Origin of the sequence: Geobacillus sp. YHL (assembly GCF_022341265.1) — a bacterium.
GTDB classification, from domain to species: Bacteria; Bacillota; Bacilli; order Bacillales; family Anoxybacillaceae; genus Geobacillus; species Geobacillus thermoleovorans.
On the sequence record NZ_JAEIGB010000002.1, the window covers coordinates 22,937 to 45,367 of the forward strand.

Sequence of the window (22,431 nt, forward strand, 5' to 3'; positions counted from 1 at the left end):
ACTTGGTTTATCATACGCAAATGCGCTCGATTTTGCCTTTAGACAAAAAAATTTGCTTGTCCCTATTCTTATGAAAAAAGGAAATTTTCTTGCTGTAGACCCAACCGGCTTCAAGCTGGTACACTGATACGTGCAAGAATGAGATGGCTAGGTTGGTGAAGAAAGTGGATCGAAAACAAGGAGCCGAGGCGGGCGCACTGCTGAGCATTTTCGTCTATCTTCTCCTTTCGACCGGCAAGCTGTTGGCTGGGGCGGTGTTCGGCTCGGATGCGGTGGAAGCGGACGGTTGGAATAATTTGAGTGATATTATCGCTTCCTCGGCAGTCTATATCGGCATGAAAATCGCTAAAAAACCGCGTGATTGCAACCACCCGTACGGACATTCGCGGGCGGAGAACATCTCCTCGCTGTTGGCCGCTTTTTTGATGATGTCCATTGGCATTGACGTGATCACAAGCGGCATCCGCTCGCTGTTCGGCAAGGAAAAGGCAGCGGCTCCTGACGTTTTAGCGGCTGTGGTTGCGCTCGCCTCGGCGGCCGTTATGATTGGCGTTTATGCAATCAATCGCCGGCTGGCGCGGCGGACGAACAGCATGGCGCTGGCGGCCGTGGCGAAAGACAATTTATCGGATGCGCTGGTGAGCATTGGCGCCGCCATTGGCATCGCCGGCGCGCGGCTTGGGTGGCCATGGCTTGATCCGCTGGCGGCGCTTGTGATCGGGGCGATGATTTGCAAGACGGCGTGGGAGGTGTTTATGGAGACGGCGCATACGCTCACCGACGGTTTTGATGAACAGCAGCTCGCCGTTTATAAAGACGAAATCGCGGCGGTGAGCGGCGTGCGCGATGTCGCTGACATTAAAGCGCGCATGTTAGGCAACGACATTGTGCTGGAAGTGACGATCCGCGTTGACTCGCATTTGACGGTGGCAAAAAGCCATGAAATCGCTGATGAAGTCGAGCGTTTGATGCGAAACCGGCATAACATTCGGGCGACGCACGTCCATGTGGAACCGGAAGCGGTGCGCTGACTGGCTTCGGGCGCATTGGCGGGCGGACGCGGCGAGGCGCCTAGACAGCGAATGACTTGCCGGGATGTGACGCTTTGCAGGCGGGATGCAGCCGGGAGAAGCTGCTTATCGCCAACAGCGAGCGGATGCGGCCAAACCGTTGCCGCTGACTTGTTTTTGGCGGCGGGAGGGGAGTAGTTTTGCGGCAAACAGCAAACAATACAATTAAAATCGTTTGCATGGAAAGGACGTCAGTCTATGGCGATCGAGCATAACTTTCGTTTGACGGTTGACGGAACGTACAAACGCCATGCGCCGGCAGGCAGCCAGTCGTGTTGGCTTCATTTCACCGCCGCCGCCAAGCCGGATTTGGAGCAGCTTCTTTCTTCGCTGTCCATTCACCCTCTCGCCCAACAGCGGCTGATGAACGGGACAGACATTCCCGCGTTTGACGAATACGAAGGATGTTTCTTCTTATCGCTGTTTATCGTTCGTCCGTCCGGCCGGACAGTGAACGTTCGTTTGCTGGCCGGCAGCCAATATATGATCAGCTATATGGATGAAAACGATCCGCTTGTTGATCACGTGAAAGAACGTTTGTTGAACCATCGCGGTCAGGCGCTGTATCCTGGGTACGTGCTGTATCACTTTTTAGACTTGGCCGCCATCCGTTTTTTGCAAGTCATCGATCAGATCGCTGACCGCATTCAGACGCTTGAACGGCAAGTGTTTGCGACCCCGTTTGCCAACGAAATCGGGCGCGAGATTTATCGGATGAAAACACATCTTCATGAGCTGCGCCAAATCGCCGAGGCGCAGGAAGAAGCGATCAAAATGATCCGCCACGCTGATTTGCCGTATATCAATCAAGAGACGAATCCGTATATCGAGGAAGTGGCGTCGCGATTCTCACGCGTGCCCGCCGCGCTCGACGCGTTTAAGGAATCATTGTCCGCCATTTTCGATTTGCAACTGTCGCTCAAATCAGATCATATGAACGTCATTATGAAGACATTGACATTGGTGAGCGTCATATTTTTGCCGATGACGTTTATCGCCGGTGTATACGGCATGAATTTTGCGTTTATGCCAGAGCTGAAATGGAGATACGGCTACCCGTTTGCCTTGTTGCTCATGGCAACCGTTGCTATGCTCATCGCTCTCTATTTTAAGCGAAAAGGTTGGTGGGGAGAGACGGGGACGAAAGAAAAATAGGCGTTTTTCTAGAAGGTCGGTGATTTAACGGAGAAAACGCTCCAGCAAGGAGCTTTCGCCAATGGATCAACGGCTCTTCCGTGCGTTCGTGGACCAATCTTTTTGAAGAAAACGCGGTTTTTCACCAATCTTCTAGAAATTTGGGCATTCGCCCGGCCGTTTGGGCGGGCGGGCGCATATGATGGCCCTGTGAACCGATGAAGGAGGTGCCCGCCGTGAGCGGTTTTGTCAACAGCGGTTATACGGTCGTCATCGTCCTGTTCATTTTACTGATTATTGTTGGCTGTGCCTGTGTCGCTTGATGAGCGAAAAAATAAGAAAGGACGGCGGTCAAACGGGCCGCGAAGGGGGCGGGTGCTCATATTCAGCTGCGCCCCTTCTCCATTGGGCAACCGCGTCGAGCGATGCGGGTGAGTGTTTTGATGGATAAAGTGAAGCGGCGGCGGTATAATGGAACAGAAATGATCATGGAAAAGGAGAAGACGACGTGGGGCATTGGAGCGAAGAAAAGCAAGGCATCTTGTATACGGCTGCTTCGTACTTGCTGTGGGGAGTATTGCCGCTGTACTGGAAGCTGCTAGAGGCGCGCCCGGCGCTTGAGATTTTGGCGCACCGCATCGTGTGGTCGTTCGTGTTTATGGCCATCCTTTTGGCAGCGAATGGGCAGCTTGGCGCCTTCCGCCGGGAGCTTCGGGCGATGCGCCGTAAGCCGGCTAAGGCATGGGGGATCGCCGCTGCTGCCGTGCTCATCAGCGCCAACTGGTTTGTCTACATATGGGCGGTGAATCATCATCATGTCGTTGAAACGAGCCTCGGCTATTATATCAACCCGCTTGTCAGCGTGGCGCTTGGGACGATCGTATTGCGCGAGCGGTTGAGCGTTGGGCAGTGGGCCGCTGTTTTTCTTGCCGCCGCCGGCGTGGCGGCGATGACGGCGGAATATGGCGCGTTTCCGTGGGTCGCCATATCGCTCGCGTTGACGTTCGGGTTTTACGGCTTAGTGAAAAAACTGGCCAGCGTTGACTCGTCCATTGGCTTGACGCTTGAAACAATGGCCGTCATGCCGCTTTCAGCCGTTTACTTATTATGTGTGTACAACGAAACGCCAGCCCTCGTCAAGACGGCCGAATGGTGGCAATGGGCGCTGTTGGCTGGAGCCGGGCCAGCGACGGCCGTGCCGCTTTTGTATTTCGCCAAAGGGGCGAAGCGTGTGTCAATGACAACACTTGGTTTTTTGCAATACATTTCGCCGACGATCAGCCTTCTCCTTGGCGTCTTTTTGTTCGGCGAGCCGTTTACGAAAGCGCATTTTTATGCGTTTAGCTGCATCTGGACGGCGCTTATTTTGTTTTCCGCTGTTCAAATCAAGCAAGCGCCGGGGCGGAAAAAATGGAAGCGAAACTCGCTCGGAGCATAACATCGGTCCGCGGATGGACCGTTTTTTTTTTACGTTGCGGCAAATACCCATTTTTGCCGAAACATCTAACCATTTCCTCGGCTTCTGAATAGTCTACTAGTACAAAAACGAAGGAGGTGCTGGCAAATGGGTGCAGCTTACGGCGGCGGATTCGCGTTGATCGTCGTTCTGTTCATCTTGTTGATTATTGTCGGATGTGCATGTATCGGTGGTTGGGTGTACTGATGCCTCTTACTTGCTAGCAAGGAGGTGACGAATATGCCATATGGCTTTTATGGCGGCTGGGGCTGGGGCGGCTATGGCTTCGGTTATCCGGGTTACGGCGGCTACGGCTACGGCTTTGTGCTGATCGTCGTTTTGTTTATTTTGCTCATTATCGTCGGGGCAACATGGTGCTAGGCGGATGATGGGCATGCGGGGGGAGACGGCCGGGCAACGGCTGTTTCCCCCGCTTTTTTTGTGAACAGGCAGGAACAACGAAAGGAAGTGGAGAAATCATAAACGATGAGAAAATGGAAAGCATATGGAGGACGGGGAAATGACACATATTGCAAAAGACATCGTCGCGACGTTTTCGATCGTCGCGTTCGATCCGGCGACCGGGGAGCTTGGCATCGCTGTTCAATCGAAATTTTTAGGCGTTGGTGCGGTTGTTCCGTGGGCGAAAGCGGGCGTCGGAGCGGTGGCGACGCAATCGTACGCCAACACGTCGTACGGACCGCGCGGCCTCGAATGGATGGCAAAAGGGAAATCGGCGCAAGAAACGCTTGAGTTGCTCGTTGCCGATGACAGTGAGCGCGATTTGCGCCAAGTCGGCATCGTGGATGCGAAAGGACGGGCGGCGACGTTCACCGGGAAAAAATGTTACCCGTGGGCCGGGGGCATCACCGGGCCGAACTATGCGGCTCAAGGCAATATTTTAGCCGGCGAGGAAACGGTGCTGGCAATGGGAAGGGCGTTTGAGCAGACAAAAGGTCCGCTCGCCGAGCGATTGTTAAAGGCGCTTCAAGCTGGTCAGGCAGCGGGGGGCGACCGCCGCGGGCAACAGTCGGCCGCCTTGCTTGTCGTGAAAGAAGGAGGGGGATATGGCGGCTACAATGACCGTTATATCGACTTGCGCGTCGATGATCACCCGCGGCCGATCGAGGAGCTTATTCGCTTGTATCAGTTGCGCCAGCTTTACTTTGAGAAACCGCGTCCCGAAAAAGTGGCAGCGATTGAAGGAACGGTAAAGGAAGAGGTGGCCGCCCACTTGGTCCGTCTCGGTTATTTGTCGAAAGAGCGCTCGGCGGATCGCGAGGCGCTTCATGAGGCGCTGACCGTGTATATACATACAGAAAATTTTGAGGAGCGCCAAGTGGAGAAAGGAAAAATCGACCTCGATGTATTACAGTATATGAAGCAGCAGCCGTCGCCTAAGGAGGTCGGCTAAGGGAAACCGGCCTTGTCGACTGCATGATCCATCATGCTGAAACAAAAAGGATGTCCCTAGAACTGAGCGGGACATCCTTGTTTATCGACCGCTCCCTCTTAAAAGGCGCATGGCGCACGCCCGCTGTCATGTCTGCGCCAAACGGCCCGCAGGCGAAAGCTGAGAAACAGCGCGCCCGTTGCCAATCCGGCGATCAGGCCGATCCAATAGCCGAACGCCCCGGCGGCAGTCAGTAGAGCGAGCGCGCAGCCAAGCGGAAGCCCAACGCCCCAATAGGCGAGAAGAGCGGACCAAAAAACGGCGCTTACCTCTTTATAGCCCCGCAGCGCTCCTTGGATGGGAGCGGCGATGGCATCGGAAACTTGAAAGAAGATCGCATAGAGCAAAAACTTCTCCGTCAACGCCGCCACTGTCGGATCGTTTGTATACAGTCGAGCAACATCGCCGCGGAAGACGGAAAGAAACAATGCAGCGGCGGCGGCGACGGCCAAGGCGAGGGTGATGCCGATCAAGCAATATTGTTTGGCGGCTTCATAACGGTTGGCCCCGGCTTCAACGCCCACGGCGATCGTCAGCGCCATCGATAAGCTGAGTGGAATCATATACAACAGTGAAGCGAAGTTGAGGGCGCTTTGATGCGCGGCGACCGTTTCCGCGCCAAACCGGCCGACAAGCAGCGTCACAGCAGCGAAAATGCTCGTTTCAAAAAAGATGGCCGACCCGATCGGCACCCCGGTTTTCAGCAACTCTTTCCATGCGGCCCATGACGGACGGTAGAAACGGACGAGTACACGATAGGGAGCCAAGCGCCGAAATTTCAAAGCGGCAAAGGCAGCGGCCGCGAAGCAGTACGCATACGTGATCGCCGTCGCGTAACCAGTGCCGATGCCGCCAAGGCGCGGAAATCCGCCATGCCCGTAAATCAACAACCAGTTGAACAGCATATTGACCGGCAAGGCGGTGAGCGTAATCCACATCGTCACTTTCGTTTGCCCAAGCGCATCGATGAAATAGCGGAGCACAGAATAAAGAAACAGAGGGATGATCCCAAACGACAAGGCGCGCAAATAATGAAAGGCGATATGCCGAACGTTTTCATCCAAAGACATCTGTTTCAAGATAAACGGCACGGCAGCGGCGCCGATCAGGACAATGGCGACAGCAAGCGCGACAGCCAAGTAGAGCGCCTGGGCGACGGCGCGAGTGATCGAGTCATGCCGTCCGGCGCCGAAATGGTGTGAGACGATCGGGGACAGGGCGAGCAAAATGCCGCCGGCGCCGGTAAACACCGGCACCCATAGGCTTGAGCCGATCGCGACGCCGGCAAGATCTTCGGCGCTCGCATGACCGGACATGGCGACATCGACAAAGTTCATGGCATATTGACCGGTTTGCGAAACAAAAATGGGAAGAAACAAGGCGAACAGGCGCCGCCATTTGCCGTTGGGCGGAGCGGTCGTTGCCATAATGGCTCCTCCTTTTCTGTGATAAAGTGACACATTGTTCTAAATCATCAATCTCCCCACTTCCGAAGCTGGGATGGCCCCCTCTTCGGAAGCGATTTATGACGAAAGAAACGGCGGTTGGCTGCAAAGCGGGAATTCGATCAAAAAACATGTGCCGTGCGCGTCGCTTTGCACTTTCATCGTCCCGCGATGCAGTTCGACGATTTTTTTCGATAATGACAGGCCGAGCCCAGTTCCCGTTTCCTTCGTTGAAAAAAACGGATCGAAAACATGGTCGATGACCGACGGCGGAATGCCGGGCCCATCGTCGCAGAAGCGAAGCTGGACGATATGGTTCACTTTCCGGCTGCTCACCGTGACATTCATCGTTTTGGCCACTTTGGCTTCCACAGCGTTGCGGAATAAGTTTAAAAACACTTGCAAAAGCTGGCGGCGGTCGCCGCTCATTTCGTAATCGTCCAGTTGTTCGTCGAGGTCAAAATGGACGTTCACACTGTGCAGCAACGCCTCGCTCTGCAGCAGAACGCCGACATCGTCGCGCAAAAAACGGTGCAGCCGGAACGTTTCCATCTTCACGTCCGCCGGCTTGGCGATGTTTAAAAAGTCGGTGATGATGCCGTTTGCCCGGTCAAGCTCAGGAATGAGCAGGCGTTCGACGAGCGAGGCGATGCGATCCGGCAAGTCGCTTTTCAATAGTTGCAAATAGCCGCGCACCGTCGTCAGCGGATTGCGGATTTCATGGGCGATGCCGGCGGCGATGCGGCCGGCGACGGCGAGCTTTTCCGTTTCTTTCATCATATTGAGCGACTGAAACATACTGATGACTCGTTTGATCGATCCGTCATCGTTGTAAATAAAACGGGTGTTGACGATGCCGTAAAATCGGTCGAGCACCTCGTGATTGTAGAGCGGCTCGCCTTTTTCAAGCGATTCGAGCGTTGCGATCAGCTCGTCAGGCAGCTTCAGCAGCTCGCGAATATGTTTGCCGATGATGGCGTCGCGCTCGACGCCCGTGTCAATGGCCGCCTGCAAATTGCAAAGCGTGATGATCCCTTTGTCGTCGACAAAAACGATATGGTGCGGCACGAGATCGAGCAGCGGCGTCAAAAAGGCTTCCACTTTTTCAAACGGTACGTCGTGATACAAGTCAATATCCCACTGCCATTTGGCTTCCTTTTCAAGGGACGGTGGAATGGTGCGAAGGTGCGGCCGGACGTCGCCGCGCTTTTTTTCGATGGCGATTCCACTTTCGTAATCGGCAAAGGTGAACGGAAACGGAAGCGTTTCGATGAGCCGCTCATAAGCGCGCAGCTTTCGTTCGAGCTCTTCGATTTGCGATTGTACGAGTCGATCGTTCATCTCTTCAAACTCCTTAGCTGCACATTTCGTTTTTCATTTTACAAAAACCGCCCTCCGTCGGCTATGGCGGACATCGCATCGATCCGACGGGAGGACGAAACGAATCGAAGCAACCGGGCGGTGCGGGCAGGAGCCGTCAATCGATGCCTGCCGTTTCCACGCGGGAAAGGAACTGGCTAAGCGCCTCAAGGGACGGAAAAGCAGCTTGCCCCTGCCGCTCGTTGCCGCCCCCTTTGCCGCCAAACAGGGCGGCTTGTTCTTTCAGCCAGTTCCCTGCATGGAGCAAGGAAGACGGTGCTTTGGCGATCACGGCGCGCCAATCGGAGGTGGAGGCGAGAAGCGCGGTTTTGCCATAACGGTCGGCGATCAGACGGGCGATCATTTGCAGTTCTTTTGCCCCATATTGGTCGTAACGGCCAATCACTGCACGTCCTGATTCGGCGGCGGCCCGTTCGGCTTCGACGGCAAAGACGATTGCCTCGTATTGGCGCAGCCGTTTTTCCCATTCTTTTTTCTCTTGTTCCCATTTTGCGATCACGTCGAGCAGCTGATCGCGGCTTGTCCCGAACCGACCTGCTGCCGCCTGCACGACGCGGTGGGTTTGCTGGTAGTCGGCAAGCGCCCGGCCGCCGCAAAGAAAGGAAAGACGCGTCATGCCGCGATGGCGCTCTGCTTTCAGCAATTTGATCACGCCGATTTCGCCCGTGCGTTTCACATGGGTGCCGCAGCACGCCGACAAATCGATCCCTTTCATCTCGACAACACGGACAGAACCTTGGACATCGGGACGCTTGCGAAACGGCATCCGTTCTGCTTCTTCCGGCGTCACCCAATACGTCTCGACCGGGAGATTCGCGTAAATGAGTTCGTTGGCCCGGTTTTCCACTGCCAGCATGTCTGCTTCCGTCAGCGCACCCGCCGTGATGTCGATTGTGACGACCTCGCGCCCAAGGTGAAAACCGACTGTTTCGGCGCCGAGCTGTTCAACGAGTACAGCGGATAATAAATGTTGGCCGCTATGCTGTTGTGTATGATCGCGGCGCCGTTTCCTATCAAGGACGCATGAAACGGCGCCCATTCCCGGATGGGCAGGGAGGCGGTGATACACTTCCCCGTTTTCGTCAAACACATCGAGCACCGGCAAGCCGGCGATCGTGCCGGCGTCAGACGGTTGGCCACCGCCTTCCGGGTAAAACGCTGTTTCCGCCAAGGTGACAATGTATGTTTCGCCGTCTTGGCGGACGCTTGTCACCGTTGTCGTCCACACGTCAACATCCGGCGCCGTATAGTACAACTTTTTCGTCACAACCGTTTCATCCTTTCGTCTTCCGAATGCTTTTCTTTCATATTAGCAAATTCCCTCGCGTTTGCCTATCGCCGATCTTTTTGGCCGCTTTTTCCCGTTGGCAATTGGCCAAATCTATAGAACAATGTTCTAAATAAACAATATTCACAAAAGAAAAAGAACAGACCGTAGACAGCTCTTCCCCTAGAAACACTCTGATGTTTTGGGACAAGTCCAACGTTCAAACGGTTTGACAAAGGAAGCGGGTTGCAGCGATGTTTGTTGAACATGATTTTATGCAACAAAACTATATGCTAAAAATAATCCAAAACCAACTAAAGAAAAGCAACATTTGTCGGTGATGAAATGTTTTGTATATAATAAAGCGGGGTGAACAAGAACCGGTCGCCCGATCGGAAAGGGTGGTTTGATGATGTTGACGTTAACAGACATTGAACAAGCGCGAGCGAAAATGAAAGGCATCGTCCACCAAACGCCGCTTGAGCATTCGCAGACGTTCAGCCGGCTGTCCGGCAATGACGTGTATATGAAACTGGAAAATTTGCAAAAAACAGGTTCGTTTAAGGTAAGAGGCTCATTCAATAAAATTATGTCGCTCACGGAAGAAGAAAGGGCGCGAGGCGTCATCGCCGCCTCGGCCGGCAACCACGCCCAAGGGGTCGCCTACGCAAGCGGCATGCTCGGCATTCCTTGCACGATTGTCATGCCGAAAGGGGCGCCGCTCAGCAAAATTGAAGCGACGAAAAGCTACGGGGCGGAAGTCGTGCTGTACGGCGATGTGTTTGACGAGTCTTTGGAATATGCATTAGAGTTGCAACGTGAACGGGGGATGACATTTGTTCATCCGTTTGACGACTTGGCGGTGATGGCCGGCCAAGGGACGATCGGCTTAGAGCTGATCGAGCAGCTTCCCGACGTCGATGTCGTTCTTTGTCCGGTCGGCGGCGGCGGGTTGCTTGCTGGGGTGGCGTTTACGTTAAAACAGCTGAAGCCGTCGGTTGAAGTGTACGGCGTTGAGTCATCGGCTTGCCCCGGCATGACGGCGGCCATACGCCATAAACAGCCCGTCTCCATTGCCGCATCGAATACGATCGCCGATGGGATTGCCGTGAAAAAGCCGGGCAATATTACGTACCAATACATTGAGCAATACGTCGATGGCGTTGTGTGCGTGGAAGAGGCGGAAATTTCGCGGACGATGCTGTATGTGCTCGAGCGGAACAAGCTGTTAATCGAAGGGGCGGCAGCTTGTCCGTTGGCGGCATTGTTGTATCAAAAGCTGCCGTTTCGCGGCAAAAAAGTCGCCGCCATTTTAAGCGGCGGCAACGTCGATGTGACGCTCATTTCCCGCATCATTGAGCGGGGGCTTGTCGAAGCGGGCCGGTTTGTGACGTTTACAACGGTCATCTCCGACAAGCCGGGCCAGTTGAACAAGCTGCTGCGCATTATTGCGGAGCTTGAGGCAAACGTGATGTCGATTCACCATCAGCGCATCGGCGCCAAAGTGCTGCCAGGTCAGGCGGAAATTCACTTTTCGCTCGAGACAAAAAACGAAGACCACATTCAGCAAATCTACCAAGTGTTGTTGAAAGAAGGCTATGATGTACAGTTTTACCGATGAGCGCGCGATGGGAAAACGGTTTGTGTTTCGCCACTGTCTGTTAAGCAAACAGTGGAAAAGCCGTCTTCGAAATCATGTTCACAGGGCTGCCACATGAATACGAAACCATCATTTGCCCAACATAGCGGCTGTTCCTTATGACATGGAGGACAGCCGTTTTGTTTTGTCAATGCACGCGCGGCGCATCTTGCGGCCGCGTCGCGCCGAGGCCTTCGCGGGCCATTTTCGCTTTCAAGCTTTCCAGGACATACAAACCGAACATGCCAAGCAGCTCTTCATCAGTCATCTCACCGATCAGCTTGAGCACATCGCGGCGGTCGAGTTCATCCAAAATCGACATCGCCACCGCTTCGGCGTCTTCTTCATCTCCGGTCAGTCGATCTTTATAGTATTCGTACAGATCGTCAATAAACTTCATCGGCATCGTCGCCTCGCTTTTTTGAGAGCGGGCTTCCTCCTTTCTTTGCAGTTGGCCGATGCAGACTTAGGGGCATCGGCAGTCCTCTCGGTTTGACGCCACAAATGCCATTGGCAACAGGGATGATTCATAGTATAATGGAAAAAATATCATTCGAAAAGCGGGGGAATTCTATGATTCGCCGGTTAACGGCCGAAGACGATCAACAAGTATTTTCGTTTTTGCGGCAAGATCCGTCGTTCAATTTATTTATCATCGGCGATATTGAGTCGTTTGGCTATGACGCCGATTTCCAAGACGTTTGGGGGCAGTTTGACGATGCCGGCTCGCTGAAGGCGGTGCTGCTCCGTTATTACGATTCCTACATTCCGTACGCGCCTGGCGATTTTGATGCCGATGGCTTTGCTCGTCTCATCCGCGAGACAGCCCCATCATCGTCCATCCAGCTGTCCGGCAAGGCGGACATTGCCAGGCAGTTCGAAGAGCGGCTGCCGCTTGGGGAGAAGCGAACGCTTTACTTTTGCGAGTGTCGGACGGATGAATACGCCCGTCAAGAAATGGGGGCGTTCGCCGTCAAAAAAGCCGAATTGGCCGATGTCGACCGGATTCTCGACTTGCGGCGCCGCATTGCCGAATTTGAAACGAGGCCGTCGTCCCGCGATATGCTAGTGAAAGGGATGGAAACCAATTCAGCTAGAACGTACTACATTGAACAAGACGGCCGAATGGTGGCCGCGGCATCGACATCAGCGGAAAACTCATTGTCGGCGATGATCGTCGGCGTCTGCACGGATCAGGAGCATCGAGGGAAAGGGTATGCCAGCACCATCGTGGCGAAGCTCGTTTGCGATTTGCTCGCTGAAGGGAAGATGCCGTGCTTGTTTTATGACAATCCAGACGCCGGCCGCATTTACCATCGCCTTGGTTTTCGCGATATCGGATTGTGGGCGATGTACCGTTAGAAGGGCGGAAGTCCCGCCAGCTTGCTTGTGTACAAAAGCAGGCTGGCGGTTATTGTCCGTCTGCGCCGTTGGGCGTGCCGCGGCGAATGTGCTCGCCGCCGTGCTCCCGCATCGCTTTTGCCTTGTCGTTGACGAGCTGTTTTTGGTCAGCGATGGAAGAAGGTGTTTGTTTTTTGTTCGCCATATCGAATCACCTCAATGGAGACGATTTAGCGCGCTGAATGAACATGTCCGCATCTTCGATCAGCCCGCAGACGCCGCATTGGACGCGGTAGCTCGGGCCGCGGTATGGGAGATGGAACGGTTCGAGCGCTTCGTTTGTGTATTCGTGCTCGATGTCGCCGGTGTGCGGATCGAGCTTGACCGCACGCGGGTGCTGCTCAATGAGATGAAACCGCGTCCGGTTCGTTTTGCAGTTTGGGCATAGCATCGGTTCCAATCGAAGCCACCTCCATCTTTATCATTTGAAAACATGGCGGCCATTATGTATCAGCAGGCCCTGTACGACCGTGTTGGTCATGAGAAGCAATGGTTGACAATCATGGTGCAGTTCGGGTATGGTAAAGGCAAAACAAAAAATATTTCACTTTTTCAGAAAATAGTGTATTATAAATGGCAAAGGGGATTTTCTATGGCTGACAAACCGCTCAGAGACCGCATTATCGATACGGCGCTTCATTTATTTGAGAAATACGGCTACCACGGCGTGACGGTCGACCGCATCGTTGCCGAAAGCGACACATCCAAAGGCGGTTTTTACCATAATTTTAAATCCAAAGATGAGCTTTTGTATCATATCCATGACGTCTTTATCACGTATGCGCTGACAAAAGCGCAGGAGGCGTATGAGGGCTTTCCTACGCCGACCGAGCGCTTGTACGCCATCGTTCAGTCGTTTGTCAAAGTGTTTCATTTGTATAAACCACACATCACCGTGTTTTACCAGGAAAGCACGTACTTAAAACCGGAATACGCTGAACCGATCAATGAAAAGCGAGAAGAGTTCAAGCAAATCATTTTTCGGGTCATTCGTGAGGGGATTGAAGCCGGGGAATTTCGTCCGGAGCTGTCGGTGGAGATTACTGGCATGTCCATTATCGGCATGGTCAATTGGACATACAAATGGTACAATCCGGATGGTCCGCTGTCCATTGAGGAAATCGCGGCATATTTTGCCGATTTCATTTTGCATGCGGTGCTCCGCACACCAGAAAACCCAGCGGCGGCGCGGTTTTTGTTGCGGCCGGCCGCCGAATAAGTTGTTGATCGTATACAGACCAACTAGTCGGTTTTTTGAAAACGCTTCAAAAATCAAAACGATCTGCATTCGTTTCCTTCGTTTAAACCGACTAGTCGGTTTAAATAATAGAACATTTTCTATGGGGGAGAGGGACAGGATGAATTTTTCATTAACAAAAGAGCAACAAATGATTAAAGAAATGGTTCGCGACTTTGCTGAGAAGGAAATTGCCCCATACGCGGCGAAATGGGATGAAGAGGCGCATTTTCCGCTGGATGTCTTCCGCAAAATGGGCGAGTTGGGGCTATTGGGTTTGCCGTTTCCGGAAGAATACGGCGGCGCTGGAGGCGATACGATTTCGTATGCCATCGCCGTTGAGGAAATCGGCCGCGCCTGCGGCGGCACCGGGCTAAGCTATGCGGCCGCCGTGTCACTTGGGGCGAGTCCCATTTATTACTTTGGAACAGAGGAGCAGAAACAAAAATGGCTCGTGCCGATGGCCAAAGGAGAGACGCTTGGCGCTTTTGGGCTCACGGAGCCGAACGCCGGGTCCGATGCCGGCGGCACGCGCACGACCGCGGTGCTGGACGGCGATGAATATGTCATCAATGGCGAAAAATGTTGGATCACGAACGCCCAATACGCGCGGCAAGTGATCGTCACCGCCGTGACAGGCAAAGATGCGCGCGGCAAAAACATCATCACCGCTCTCATCGTGCCAACCGACTCCCCAGGATTTACGATCCGTTCGAATTACGACAAGATGGGCGTGCGCGCGTCCAATACGTGCGAGCTTGTTTTCGAGAACGTCCGCGTGCCGAAAGAAAACGTCTTGGGCGACCCGCAAAAAGGGTTTAAACAGTTTTTGTACACGCTTGATGGCGGCCGAATCTCGATCGCTGCTTTGGCTGTCGGCATCGCGCAAGCGGCGTTTGAGAAAGCGCTTCAATACGCGAAGGAACGCGTTCAGTTCGGCCAGCCGATTTCCAAGTTTCAAGCCATTCAATTTAAACTGGCCGATATGGCGATGGAAATTGAGCTTGCCCGCAATATGGTGTACAAGGCGGCTTGGTTGAAAGACAAAGGGAAACCGTTTACAAAAGAAGCATCGTTCGCCAAGCTGTTTGCGTCGGAAATGGGGTTCCGCGTCTGCAACCAAGCGATTCAAATTCACGGCGGATACGGCTATATGAAAGAGTACGGCGTTGAGCGCCATTTGCGGGATATCAAGCTCATGGAAATCGGCGAAGGCACATCAGAAATCCAACGGCTCGTCATCGCCCGCCAACTGGGATGCTAAAAGCGGAAATGCCTGCATATCCATAACAATGAATTCGGACAAAGGGGAGGAAACGGCCGATGTTGACGGTGACTGTGGGGAAATTGTTGGAAGAGCGAGCCAGGCAATATGCGGACCATGAGGCGGTCGTGTACGCCGACCGCGGCTTGCGTCTGACGTATCGGCAGTTTAACGACTATTGCCGCCTCGTTGCGCGCGGGTTGATGCGGCTTGGCATCGAAAAAGGGGAGCATGTCGCCATTTGGGCGACGAACGTCCCGGAATGGATCGCCTGCCAGTTTGCGACCGGCAAAATGGGAGCTGTCCTCGTGACGGTCAATACGAACTACCGCGCGGCGGAGCTTGAGTATTTGCTTCGGCAGTCCGACTCGACAACACTGTTTTTGATCGAGCAATACCGCGATTCGTCATACATCGATATTTTGTACGAAATCGTTCCCGAGTTGCGCACATCAGCGCCCGGACAGCTGCAATCGAAACGGCTGCCGAAGTTGAAAAACGTGATCTTTCTTGGCGACAAACGGCACCCGGGCATGTTTACATGGAACGACATCTTGGCGATGGCGCACGACATATCGGAAGAAGAACTCGATGAACGGATGGAGAGCCTCGACCCGCACGATGTGATCAACATGCAATACACGTCCGGGACGACTGGATTCCCGAAAGGGGTGATGTTGACGCATTACAACATCGTCAACAACGCCCACCAAGTGGCGCAATGCATGGGACTTGGCGAAGGCGATCGATTGTGCATTCCGGTGCCGTTTTTCCATTGCTTCGGCTGCGTCATGAGCACGCTTGCATGCGTGACGGTCGGGGCGACGATGGTGCCGGTTGTGGAGTTCCATCCGAAGCGGGTTCTCGAGACGGTGGAAGCGGAGCGGTGCACGGCGCTTCACGGCGTGCCGACGATGTTCATCGCCGAGCTCAACGACCCGGATTTTGCCAAATACGATTTGTCGTCGCTGCGCACGGGCATTATGGCCGGTTCTCCTTGCCCGGTCGAAGTGATGAAGGCGGTCATCGAGAAAATGGGGATGAAAGACATTACGATCGCCTACGGGCAGACGGAAGCGTCCCCAGTCATCACGCAAACGCGCACCGACGATCCGCTTGAGCTGCGTGTCGAAACGGTTGGCCGCGCCTTGCCGGGCGTGGAAGTGAAAATCGTTGAGCCGGGCACGAACAAGGAAGTGCCGCGGGGTGTGCAAGGGGAACTGTGCACGCGCGGCTATCATGTCATGAAAGGGTATTACAACAACCCGGAAGCGACAAATGAAGCGATCGACCAAGACGGCTGGCTGCATACCGGCGATTTGGCGACGATGGATGAAAACGGTTACTGCCGCATCACCGGCCGGCTGAAAGATATGATCATCCGCGGCGGGGAGAACATTTATCCGCGCGAAATCGAAGAGTTTTTGTACAAACATCCGAAAATTTTGGACGTTCAAGTCGTCGGCGTGCCGGATGAGGTATACGGTGAAGAAGTGATGGCGTGGATCATCTTAAAAGACGGCGAAACGGCGACCGCTGAGGAGATTCGCGAGTTTTGCCGCGGCAACATTTCCCGGCATAAAATCCCGCGTTATATCGAATTTACCGACTCGTACCCGATGACGGCATCTGGGAAAATTCAGAAATTCAAATTGCGGGAAATGGCGAAACAGCGCCTCGGCTTAACAACCTAAGCCTAAACCGCCGCGCCGGGCGGACGAACCGTCCGGCGCCGGCACCTGTACTTTTAAGAAAGGGTGAGACGATGTTTTCGAAAGTGTTGATTGCCAACCGCGGCGAAATCGCCGTCCGCATCATCCGCACGTGCCGACGTCTCGGCATTCAAACGGTTGCCATTTATTCCGAAGCAGACGCCGATTCGCTTCATGTCTCGCTCGCGGATGAAGCGTATTTGATCGGCAAGCCGCGCGTCGCGGAAAGCTATTTAAATATCGAAAAAATCATTGAGGTTGCCAAAACGGCGAAAGCGGAGGCGATCCATCCCGGCTACGGGCTGTTGTCGGAAAATCCAGCGTTTGCCCGCCGCTGCGAGGAAGAAGGAATCGTCTTCATCGGTCCGAAGGCGGACGTCATTGCGGCGATGGGCAGCAAAATCGAAGCGCGGCGGACGATGGAAAAAGCCGGCGTGCCGATCGTCCCGGGCGTCTCCTTTGCGCTTGATGGCGCCGATGAGGCGGCCAAAGCGGCGGCTTCGATTGGGTATCCAGTCATGCTGAAGGCGTCAGCCGGCGGCGGCGGCATCGGCATGCATATCGCTCGCGATGAAGCTGAGCTGCGCCAAGCGTTTGAAGGGAGCCAAAAACGGGCCGCTTCGTTTTTCGGCGACGGGACGATGTACATTGAAAAATATATTGAACGCCCGCGCCATATTGAAATTCAGCTTCTTGCCGACCAAAATGGCAACTGTGTTTACTTATGGGAGCGCGAGTGTTCGATCCAACGCCGCCACCAAAAAGTGGTCGAAGAGGCGCCGTCGCCGTTTTTGGATGAAGAGACGCGGCGGAAGATGGGGGAGGCGGCGGTGCGGGCTGCGCGTTACATCGGTTATGCAAATGCCGGTACCATTGAATTTCTCGTCGATGAACAGAAAAATTTTTATTTTCTTGAGATGAACACACGCCTGCAAGTCGAGCACCCGGTGACAGAAGAAATCACCGGCATCGACATCGTCGAAGAGCAGCTCTGCATCGCCGCCGGCGAGCCGCTCCGCTATAAACAAGAAGAGATTCGCCGCGACGGGCACGCCATTGAAGTGCGCATTTATGCCGAAGATCCGAACACGTTTTACCCGTCGCCCGGCCGCATTACGGTGTTTTCCGCCCCACAAGGCGAATGGATTCGTCATGAAACGGCGGTTCAAAGCGGCATCACGGTCACGCCGTTTTATGATCCGATGATCGCGAAGTTGATTGCCAAAGGGCCGGATCGGCAAACGTCGATTGAACGCTTGCTCGAAGCGCTTCGAGACTATCGCGTTGAAGGGATTAAAACGAACATTCCGCTGCTTGAGGCCGTGTTGTCCCATCCAGCGTTTCAAGCGGGGGATACAACGACCGATTTCCTTTCGAAACATTGGAAACCAATAAAAACGAAATGAAGCAGAAATGAATGGGGGAAGAAACGATGAATCAAATAATCGCAACGATGGCCGGAAGTGTATGGAAAATTGTCGTCGCCGTCGGTGACCGTGTGGAAGAAGGGCAAGATGTCGTCATTTTGGAATCGATGAAAATGGAGATTCCGATTGCCGCGGAAACGTCTGGCGTCGTGAAGCACATCCACGTGCAGGAAGGAGATTTCGTAAACGAAGGCGACGTGCTTGTTGAGATTGAATAAAGGAGGAGCAGAGCATGAGCCGATGGCCGGCGAAGGTGACGGTCAAAGAAGTCGGCCCGCGCGACGGCCTGCAAAACGAAGCAACGCCGATCGCAACCGCCGATAAAATCGCCTGGATCAATCTATTGTCAGAAACGGGGTTGTCGTACATTGAGGTGACCTCTTTCGTCCATCCGAAATGGATTCCACAGCTTGCGGACGCCGTTGAAGTGGCAGAGGGCATTCGCCGGAAAGCCGGCGTCACGTATGCGGCGCTCGTCCCCAACGAAAAGGGGCTTGAGCGGGCGCTTGGCGCCGGGGTCGATGAAGTGGGCGTCTTCATGTCAGCGAGCGAAACCCACAACCAAAAAAATATTAACAAAACGATCGCTGCCACATTTCCGGTGCTGGAAGCGGTCGTGAAAACGGCAAAACAAGCAGGAAAAACGGTGCGCGGCTACGTTTCCACCGTCTTTGGCTGCCCATATGAAGGGCCTGTCGCCGTCGATCAAGTGTTGATGGTGGCGGACCGGTTGTTGGCGATGGAGGTTGACGAACTGTCGCTTGGCGATACGATCGGCGTCGCGACGCCTAAACAAGTGGAGGACGTGCTTGCTGAGGTGCTTCGTCGCTTTCCGGTCGAACGGATCGCCATGCATTTTCACGATACACGGGGGACGGCGCTGGCCAATATTTTAGTGTCCATGGAAATGGGGATTACGACGTTTGACAGCTCGCTCGGCGGCCTCGGTGGCTGTCCGTACGCTCCCGGAGCGTCGGGAAACGTCGCCACCGATGATTTGGTGTATATGCTCCACGGAATGGGGATTGAAACCGGCATCGATGTCGAGCAGCTGACGAAAGCGGCGTTGTTTATCCGCGACAAAATCGGCCGCCCGCTTCCGAGCCGCTATTTGCAAACGGTTTGATCATAAGGGGGGAGAAAACGTGAGCACACTTGTATCGTTTGAAACACAAGAAAACGGCATCGCCATTGTGACATTAAACCGTCCGGAAGCGGCCAATGCGCTTTCAAGAGCGCTTCTTTTCGAGCTTGGCGCGCTCTTTCAGGAGATCAAATTTCGCAAAGACGTGCGCGTTGTCATGTTGACCGGGGCAGGAGACAAGGTGTTTTGCGCCGGCGCTGATTTGAAAGAGCGGGCGGGGATGAACGAAACCGAAGTGCGGCAGGCCGTCGCCTTAATCAGCAAAACGATCAATGAGGTCGAGAAAGTGCCGCAGCCGGTCATCGCCGTTTTAAACGGCTCGGCGTTTGGCGGCGGGTTGGAGCTTGCCTTGGCTTGCGACATTCGGTTTGCTGCCGACGATATCCAGCTTGGGTTGACGGAAACGTCGCTTGGCATCATTCCGGGAGCGGGGGGGACGCAGCGGCTGCCGCGCCTTGTCGGCATCGGAAAAGCGAAAGAATTGATTTTTGCCGCAAAGCGCATCACCGCCAAAGAGGCCGAGCGAATCGGCCTTGTCGAATACGCGGTGCCGCGCTCCGAGCTGATGGAGCGTGCGCTTTGTCTCGCGCAACAAATCGCTGACAATGCGCCGATAGCCGTCCGCCAGGCGAAACGGGCGATCCAAAGCGTATTCAACGTTGATTTGGAGACGGGCCTCGCAATTGAGCAGCTCGCCTATGAGGCGACAATCCCAACGAAAGACCGTCTGGAAGGTCTGCAGGCGTTTAAAGAAAAGCGGAAGCCTGTGTACAAAGGGGAGTAAGCCTGCGCTTGGGCAGGATGAGGCTGTTTGGATAAGGAAAAAGCCGCACGGAGCGCTTGTTCTGCACCGACATTGGCACGACAGCCAAAAACGGCCCCAACCGTGCTCCCGGCCGAACACGCGGGATGGAACAGCAAGATCTATCAAAACAAGGAGGGGAAACAAAGAGATGAAGGAAACAGCCAATCAGCAAGACACGCTCGCAGCGGAGCTGGAGAAAAGAGCGGCGGAAATCAAGAAAGGCGGGGCGCCAAAATATCATGAAAAAAACGCCGCCCAAGGGAAATTGTTTGTTCGCGAGCGGCTGAACTTGCTGCTTGATAACGGTTTGGAAGTGGAAGACGGATTGTTTGCCAACTGTTTGGCGGGCGATTTGCCGGCTGATGGAGTTGTGACCGGCATCGGCAAAATCCATGGCCGCACCGTCTGCGTGATGGCGAACGATTCGACCGTCAAAGCTGGCTCGTGGGGAGCGCGCACCGTCGAAAAAATCATCCGCATTCAAGAAACGGCGGAAAAACTGCGCTGCCCGATCATTTATTTGGTGGACTCGGCCGGCGCACGCATTACGGACCAAATCGAAATGTTTCCCGGCCGGCGCGGGGCGGGGCGCATTTTTTACAATGAGGTGAAGCTGTCCGGCAAAGTGCCGCAAGTGTGCCTGTTGTTTGGTCCATCAGCAGCCGGCGGCGCTTATATTCCGGCGTTTTGCGATATCGTCATCATGGTCGAAGGCAATGCCTCGATGTACTTAGGCTCGCCGCGCATGGCGGAAATGGTGATTGGGGAAAAAGTGACGCTCGAAGAGATGGGCGGCGCCCGCATGCATTGCACCGTCTCCGGCTGCGGCGACGTGCTCGTGAAAACCGAAGAAGAAGCGATTGCCTATGCACGCCGTTATTTGTCGTATTTTCCGTCCAATTACAGCGAAAAGCCGCCGGTGGTCGAGGCGAAGCCGCCGAAATCGTTTGACAAAACGATCGAGGACATTTTGCCAGAAAACCAAAATGCGCCGTTCAACATGTATGATTTGATTGAGCGGATCATTGACGAAGGATCGTTTTGTGAAATCAAAAAACTGTTTGCGCCAGAAATCATTACGGGACTGGCGCGCCTTGCCGGCCAGCCGATCGGCATCATCGCCAACCAGCCGCGCGTCAAAGGCGGCGTATTGTTCCACGATTCGGCTGATAAAGCGGCGAAATTCATCACGCTTTGCGACGCGTTCCATATCCCGCTTCTGTTTTTGGCCGACGTCCCTGGCTTTATGATCGGCACGAAAGTCGAGCGGGTCGGCATCATCCGCCATGGGGCGAAAATGATCGCGGCCATGTCGGAAGCCACCGTACCGAAGATCTCGGTCATCGTCCGCAAAGCGTACGGCGCTGGATTGTACGCGATGGCCGGACCGGCGTTTGAACCGGATTGCTGCTTGGCGCTTCCGAACGCGCAAATCGCCGTCATGGGGCCGGAAGCGGCCGTCAACGCCGTCTACGCCAACAAAATTGCCGAGCTGCCGCCAGAAGAGCGTGCGGCATTTGTCGAACAAAAACGCGAGGAATACCGGCGCGACATCGATATTTATCGGCTCGCTTCCGAATTGGTCGTTGACGGAATTGTCGCGCCGAACGATTTGCGCAACGAGCTCATCCGCCGATTTGACGCGTATATGTCCAAGTATATCGTCTTTTCTGAGCGGAAGCATGGGGTGTATCCAGTTTGAAAAAATGGATGGCTGTCCCTCTTGCCAAGGGACGGCCGATCATGTATCATAATAATCACCAATCCGTTGCTGCGTTGTGCGTTGTAGAATGAAGTTTCAACCGATGGCAATCAAAAGGGAGTTCTACATTGAAGCGGGAATGTCATGCCTCAATATTCGTGATGGAGGACGGCAGGAACGCTTCTGCGAACACCCACCTGGTGGAGCGTGGTTGAGAAACTGCATTCAGCCGACGGCAACCGCGGCGCGGATTCACGAATGAGGAGTTGGCAAAAGAGTCCAATTGGATGCCAAACATCCAGTTGGACTCTTTTTCGTTGCGTATGTTTTCTCAAAAAGACATGAAACAATATAGTTGATTTTCCCTGTTTTCATGTTATAATCATATTTCGTGCAGAAATAATTCGTATTGAAACTATTCCAATAAGAAAGATGAAGCAAGGAGGGGGGATGAATGGAAGGAATCAGCCGGGACATCATGTACGCTGTCTTCCGGACGCAAAAGGCGCTTTACCGCCTCATCCGCGAGGACGCCGCCCGCGTCGGGGTGACAGAGGTGCAGCTGATCGTCTTATATACGCTGCTGAAAAAAGAGCATATTCGCCTGAATGACTTGGCGGAAAAATTAAACTTAAGCAACAGCAACGTCAGCGGCACGGTTGACCGGCTCGTCGGCGCCGGCCTTGTTGTCCGTGAGCCGTCGAAGCAAGATCGGCGCGCGGTCATTTTGAGTTTGACGGAAAAAGGAAAAGAGACGGTGTCGGAAGCGTTTGGCGAGCAGTCGGTGCTGCGCCGGCGGCTTCGCCGCATTCAAGAACTCGTCTCTCCAGAGGAGATTGAACAGTTTTTGCATCTTCATGAAAAAATTAAAGCGATTTTACTCGGGGAGGAATAG

At 54.2% G+C, this 22,431-nt stretch carries 24 protein-coding genes and 1 other RNA gene; 19 read left to right on the forward strand and 6 right to left on the reverse strand.

The window, feature by feature from the left end:
• The first annotated feature begins 143 nt into the window (after window positions 1-143).
• The 7 genes from JCR24_RS02550 (at window position 144) to JCR24_RS02580 (ending at window position 5,074) form a co-directional block, all read left to right on the forward strand.
• Complete coding sequence (locus tag JCR24_RS02550) at window positions 144-1,031, forward strand: cation diffusion facilitator family transporter (RefSeq protein WP_238980018.1); 888 nt, start codon at window positions 144-146, stop codon at window positions 1,029-1,031.
• A gap of 237 nt (window positions 1,032-1,268) precedes the next feature.
• Complete coding sequence (gene corA, locus JCR24_RS02555) at window positions 1,269-2,225, forward strand: magnesium/cobalt transporter CorA (protein ID WP_023634444.1); 957 nt, start codon at window positions 1,269-1,271, stop codon at window positions 2,223-2,225.
• A 197-nt stretch (window positions 2,226-2,422) separates the two neighbouring features.
• Window positions 2,423-2,527, forward strand: a complete 105-nt coding sequence (locus JCR24_RS02560) for a YjcZ family sporulation protein (RefSeq protein WP_013145431.1) — start codon at window positions 2,423-2,425, stop codon at window positions 2,525-2,527.
• Window positions 2,528-2,712: 185 nt separating this feature from the next.
• Window positions 2,713-3,642 (forward strand): EamA family transporter RarD, encoded by a 930-nt coding sequence (rarD, locus tag JCR24_RS02565; RefSeq protein ID WP_011231080.1) that lies wholly within the window; start codon window positions 2,713-2,715, stop codon window positions 3,640-3,642.
• Between the two features lie 126 nt (window positions 3,643-3,768).
• Window positions 3,769-3,867 carry a YjcZ family sporulation protein gene (locus tag JCR24_RS02570; RefSeq protein ID WP_011231081.1) on the forward strand — a complete coding sequence of 33 codons (99 nt, stop codon included), beginning with the start codon at window positions 3,769-3,771 and terminating at the stop codon, window positions 3,865-3,867.
• A 33-nt stretch (window positions 3,868-3,900) separates the two neighbouring features.
• On the forward strand, window positions 3,901-4,041 hold the full coding sequence (locus JCR24_RS02575) for a YjcZ family sporulation protein (protein WP_011231082.1): 141 nt from the start codon (window positions 3,901-3,903) through the stop codon (window positions 4,039-4,041).
• Window positions 4,042-4,180: 139 nt separating this feature from the next.
• The gene (locus tag JCR24_RS02580; RefSeq protein ID WP_238980019.1) at window positions 4,181-5,074 is read left to right on the forward strand and encodes a DUF1028 domain-containing protein; all 894 of its coding nucleotides are present in this window, start codon (window positions 4,181-4,183) and stop codon (window positions 5,072-5,074) included.
• A gap of 98 nt (window positions 5,075-5,172) precedes the next feature.
• On the opposite strand, the gene JCR24_RS02585 is transcribed toward JCR24_RS02580, so the two are convergent.
• From JCR24_RS02585 to JCR24_RS02595, 3 genes are all read right to left on the reverse strand, one after another.
• The gene (locus tag JCR24_RS02585; RefSeq protein WP_081130593.1) at window positions 5,173-6,540 is read right to left on the reverse strand and encodes an MATE family efflux transporter; all 1,368 of its coding nucleotides are present in this window, start codon (window positions 6,538-6,540) and stop codon (window positions 5,173-5,175) included.
• 96 nt (window positions 6,541-6,636) lie between these two features.
• Entirely contained in the window at window positions 6,637-7,899 is a 1,263-nt protein-coding gene (locus JCR24_RS02590; RefSeq protein WP_238980020.1) for a two-component system sensor histidine kinase NtrB, read from the reverse strand.
• A 136-nt stretch (window positions 7,900-8,035) separates the two neighbouring features.
• A complete protein-coding gene (locus JCR24_RS02595; protein WP_020756909.1) occupies window positions 8,036-9,205 on the reverse strand; it encodes an alanyl-tRNA editing protein in 1,170 nt (389 codons plus the stop codon).
• A 412-nt stretch (window positions 9,206-9,617) separates the two neighbouring features.
• Between JCR24_RS02595 and ilvA the strand changes: the two genes are divergently transcribed.
• Entirely contained in the window at window positions 9,618-10,826 is a 1,209-nt protein-coding gene (gene ilvA, locus JCR24_RS02600) for a threonine ammonia-lyase (protein ID WP_063193813.1), read from the forward strand.
• A 166-nt stretch (window positions 10,827-10,992) separates the two neighbouring features.
• Here the strand turns inward: ilvA and JCR24_RS02605 are convergent, their stop codons facing one another.
• Window positions 10,993-11,250: a DUF6154 family protein gene (locus JCR24_RS02605; RefSeq protein WP_023634448.1), complete on the reverse strand. Its 258-nt coding sequence runs from the start codon at window positions 11,248-11,250 to the stop codon at window positions 10,993-10,995.
• A 167-nt stretch (window positions 11,251-11,417) separates the two neighbouring features.
• Between JCR24_RS02605 and JCR24_RS02610 the strand changes: the two genes are divergently transcribed.
• Window positions 11,418-12,206 (forward strand): GNAT family N-acetyltransferase, encoded by a 789-nt coding sequence (locus tag JCR24_RS02610; RefSeq protein ID WP_033005911.1) that lies wholly within the window; start codon window positions 11,418-11,420, stop codon window positions 12,204-12,206.
• Between the two features lie 49 nt (window positions 12,207-12,255).
• Here the strand turns inward: JCR24_RS02610 and JCR24_RS17465 are convergent, their stop codons facing one another.
• Together JCR24_RS17465 and JCR24_RS02615 are read right to left on the reverse strand one after the other, a co-directional pair.
• The gene (locus JCR24_RS17465) at window positions 12,256-12,390 is read right to left on the reverse strand and encodes a hypothetical protein (protein WP_020755515.1); all 135 of its coding nucleotides are present in this window, start codon (window positions 12,388-12,390) and stop codon (window positions 12,256-12,258) included.
• A gap of 6 nt (window positions 12,391-12,396) precedes the next feature.
• Window positions 12,397-12,645 (reverse strand): hypothetical protein, encoded by a 249-nt coding sequence (locus JCR24_RS02615; RefSeq protein WP_013145420.1) that lies wholly within the window; start codon window positions 12,643-12,645, stop codon window positions 12,397-12,399.
• A 192-nt stretch (window positions 12,646-12,837) separates the two neighbouring features.
• Here JCR24_RS02615 and JCR24_RS02620 point away from each other — a divergent pair, with 192 nt between their 5' ends.
• The 10 genes from JCR24_RS02620 to JCR24_RS02665 all read left to right on the forward strand — a co-directional run bounded on the left by JCR24_RS02620 (window position 12,838) and on the right by JCR24_RS02665 (window position 22,431).
• Window positions 12,838-13,464, forward strand: a complete 627-nt coding sequence (locus tag JCR24_RS02620; RefSeq protein ID WP_013145419.1) for a TetR/AcrR family transcriptional regulator — start codon at window positions 12,838-12,840, stop codon at window positions 13,462-13,464.
• A 139-nt stretch (window positions 13,465-13,603) separates the two neighbouring features.
• Window positions 13,604-14,746, forward strand: coding sequence for an acyl-CoA dehydrogenase (locus tag JCR24_RS02625; protein ID WP_238980021.1), 1,143 nt, complete (start codon window positions 13,604-13,606; stop codon window positions 14,744-14,746).
• 59 nt (window positions 14,747-14,805) lie between these two features.
• Entirely contained in the window at window positions 14,806-16,440 is a 1,635-nt protein-coding gene (locus tag JCR24_RS02630; RefSeq protein WP_238980022.1) for an AMP-binding protein, read from the forward strand.
• 71 nt (window positions 16,441-16,511) lie between these two features.
• On the forward strand, window positions 16,512-17,864 hold the full coding sequence (gene accC / locus JCR24_RS02635) for an acetyl-CoA carboxylase biotin carboxylase subunit (protein WP_238980023.1): 1,353 nt from the start codon (window positions 16,512-16,514) through the stop codon (window positions 17,862-17,864).
• Window positions 17,865-17,890: 26 nt separating this feature from the next.
• On the forward strand, window positions 17,891-18,103 hold the full coding sequence (locus JCR24_RS02640; RefSeq protein WP_025950283.1) for an acetyl-CoA carboxylase biotin carboxyl carrier protein subunit: 213 nt from the start codon (window positions 17,891-17,893) through the stop codon (window positions 18,101-18,103).
• A gap of 14 nt (window positions 18,104-18,117) precedes the next feature.
• Entirely contained in the window at window positions 18,118-19,011 is an 894-nt protein-coding gene (locus tag JCR24_RS02645) for a hydroxymethylglutaryl-CoA lyase (RefSeq protein WP_238980024.1), read from the forward strand.
• 19 nt (window positions 19,012-19,030) lie between these two features.
• Entirely contained in the window at window positions 19,031-19,813 is a 783-nt protein-coding gene (locus JCR24_RS02650; protein WP_171698389.1) for an enoyl-CoA hydratase, read from the forward strand.
• Between the two features lie 169 nt (window positions 19,814-19,982).
• Window positions 19,983-21,536: an acyl-CoA carboxylase subunit beta gene (locus tag JCR24_RS02655; RefSeq protein WP_238980025.1), complete on the forward strand. Its 1,554-nt coding sequence runs from the start codon at window positions 19,983-19,985 to the stop codon at window positions 21,534-21,536.
• A 63-nt stretch (window positions 21,537-21,599) separates the two neighbouring features.
• A non-coding RNA gene (gene ssrS / locus JCR24_RS02660) (6S RNA) lies at window positions 21,600-21,788 on the forward strand.
• A 202-nt stretch (window positions 21,789-21,990) separates the two neighbouring features.
• Window positions 21,991-22,431 (forward strand): MarR family winged helix-turn-helix transcriptional regulator, encoded by a 441-nt coding sequence (locus JCR24_RS02665; RefSeq protein WP_033025304.1) that lies wholly within the window; start codon window positions 21,991-21,993, stop codon window positions 22,429-22,431.

Bases quoted from the DNA above. Each gene is read 5' to 3' on its own strand.
- accC (WP_238980023.1), top strand. From the start codon at position 16,512: ATGTTTTCGAAAGTGTTGATTGCCAACCGCGGCGAAATCGCCGTCCGC.
- JCR24_RS02590 (WP_238980020.1), bottom strand. From the start codon at position 7,899: ATGAACGATCGACTCGTACAATCGCAAATCGAAGAGCTCGAACGAAAG.
- JCR24_RS02620 (WP_013145419.1), top strand. From the start codon at position 12,838: ATGGCTGACAAACCGCTCAGAGACCGCATTATCGATACGGCGCTTCAT.
- JCR24_RS02625 (WP_238980021.1), top strand. From the start codon at position 13,604: ATGAATTTTTCATTAACAAAAGAGCAACAAATGATTAAAGAAATGGTT.
- JCR24_RS02665 (WP_033025304.1), top strand. From the start codon at position 21,991: ATGGAAGGAATCAGCCGGGACATCATGTACGCTGTCTTCCGGACGCAA.
- JCR24_RS02655 (WP_238980025.1), top strand. From the start codon at position 19,983: ATGAAGGAAACAGCCAATCAGCAAGACACGCTCGCAGCGGAGCTGGAG.
- ilvA (WP_063193813.1), top strand. From the start codon at position 9,618: ATGTTGACGTTAACAGACATTGAACAAGCGCGAGCGAAAATGAAAGGC.
- JCR24_RS17465 (WP_020755515.1), bottom strand. From the start codon at position 12,390: ATGGCGAACAAAAAACAAACACCTTCTTCCATCGCTGACCAAAAACAG.
- JCR24_RS02570 (WP_011231081.1), top strand. From the start codon at position 3,769: ATGGGTGCAGCTTACGGCGGCGGATTCGCGTTGATCGTCGTTCTGTTC.
- JCR24_RS02640 (WP_025950283.1), top strand. From the start codon at position 17,891: ATGAATCAAATAATCGCAACGATGGCCGGAAGTGTATGGAAAATTGTC.
- JCR24_RS02560 (WP_013145431.1), top strand. From the start codon at position 2,423: ATGAAGGAGGTGCCCGCCGTGAGCGGTTTTGTCAACAGCGGTTATACG.
- JCR24_RS02575 (WP_011231082.1), top strand. From the start codon at position 3,901: ATGCCATATGGCTTTTATGGCGGCTGGGGCTGGGGCGGCTATGGCTTC.
- JCR24_RS02605 (WP_023634448.1), bottom strand. From the start codon at position 11,250: ATGCCGATGAAGTTTATTGACGATCTGTACGAATACTATAAAGATCGA.
- corA (WP_023634444.1), top strand. From the start codon at position 1,269: ATGGCGATCGAGCATAACTTTCGTTTGACGGTTGACGGAACGTACAAA.
- JCR24_RS02580 (WP_238980019.1), top strand. From the start codon at position 4,181: ATGACACATATTGCAAAAGACATCGTCGCGACGTTTTCGATCGTCGCG.
- JCR24_RS02550 (WP_238980018.1), top strand. From the start codon at position 144: ATGGCTAGGTTGGTGAAGAAAGTGGATCGAAAACAAGGAGCCGAGGCG.
- JCR24_RS02610 (WP_033005911.1), top strand. From the start codon at position 11,418: ATGATTCGCCGGTTAACGGCCGAAGACGATCAACAAGTATTTTCGTTT.
- JCR24_RS02630 (WP_238980022.1), top strand. From the start codon at position 14,806: ATGTTGACGGTGACTGTGGGGAAATTGTTGGAAGAGCGAGCCAGGCAA.
- JCR24_RS02585 (WP_081130593.1), bottom strand. From the start codon at position 6,540: ATGGCAACGACCGCTCCGCCCAACGGCAAATGGCGGCGCCTGTTCGCC.
- JCR24_RS02645 (WP_238980024.1), top strand. From the start codon at position 18,118: ATGAGCCGATGGCCGGCGAAGGTGACGGTCAAAGAAGTCGGCCCGCGC.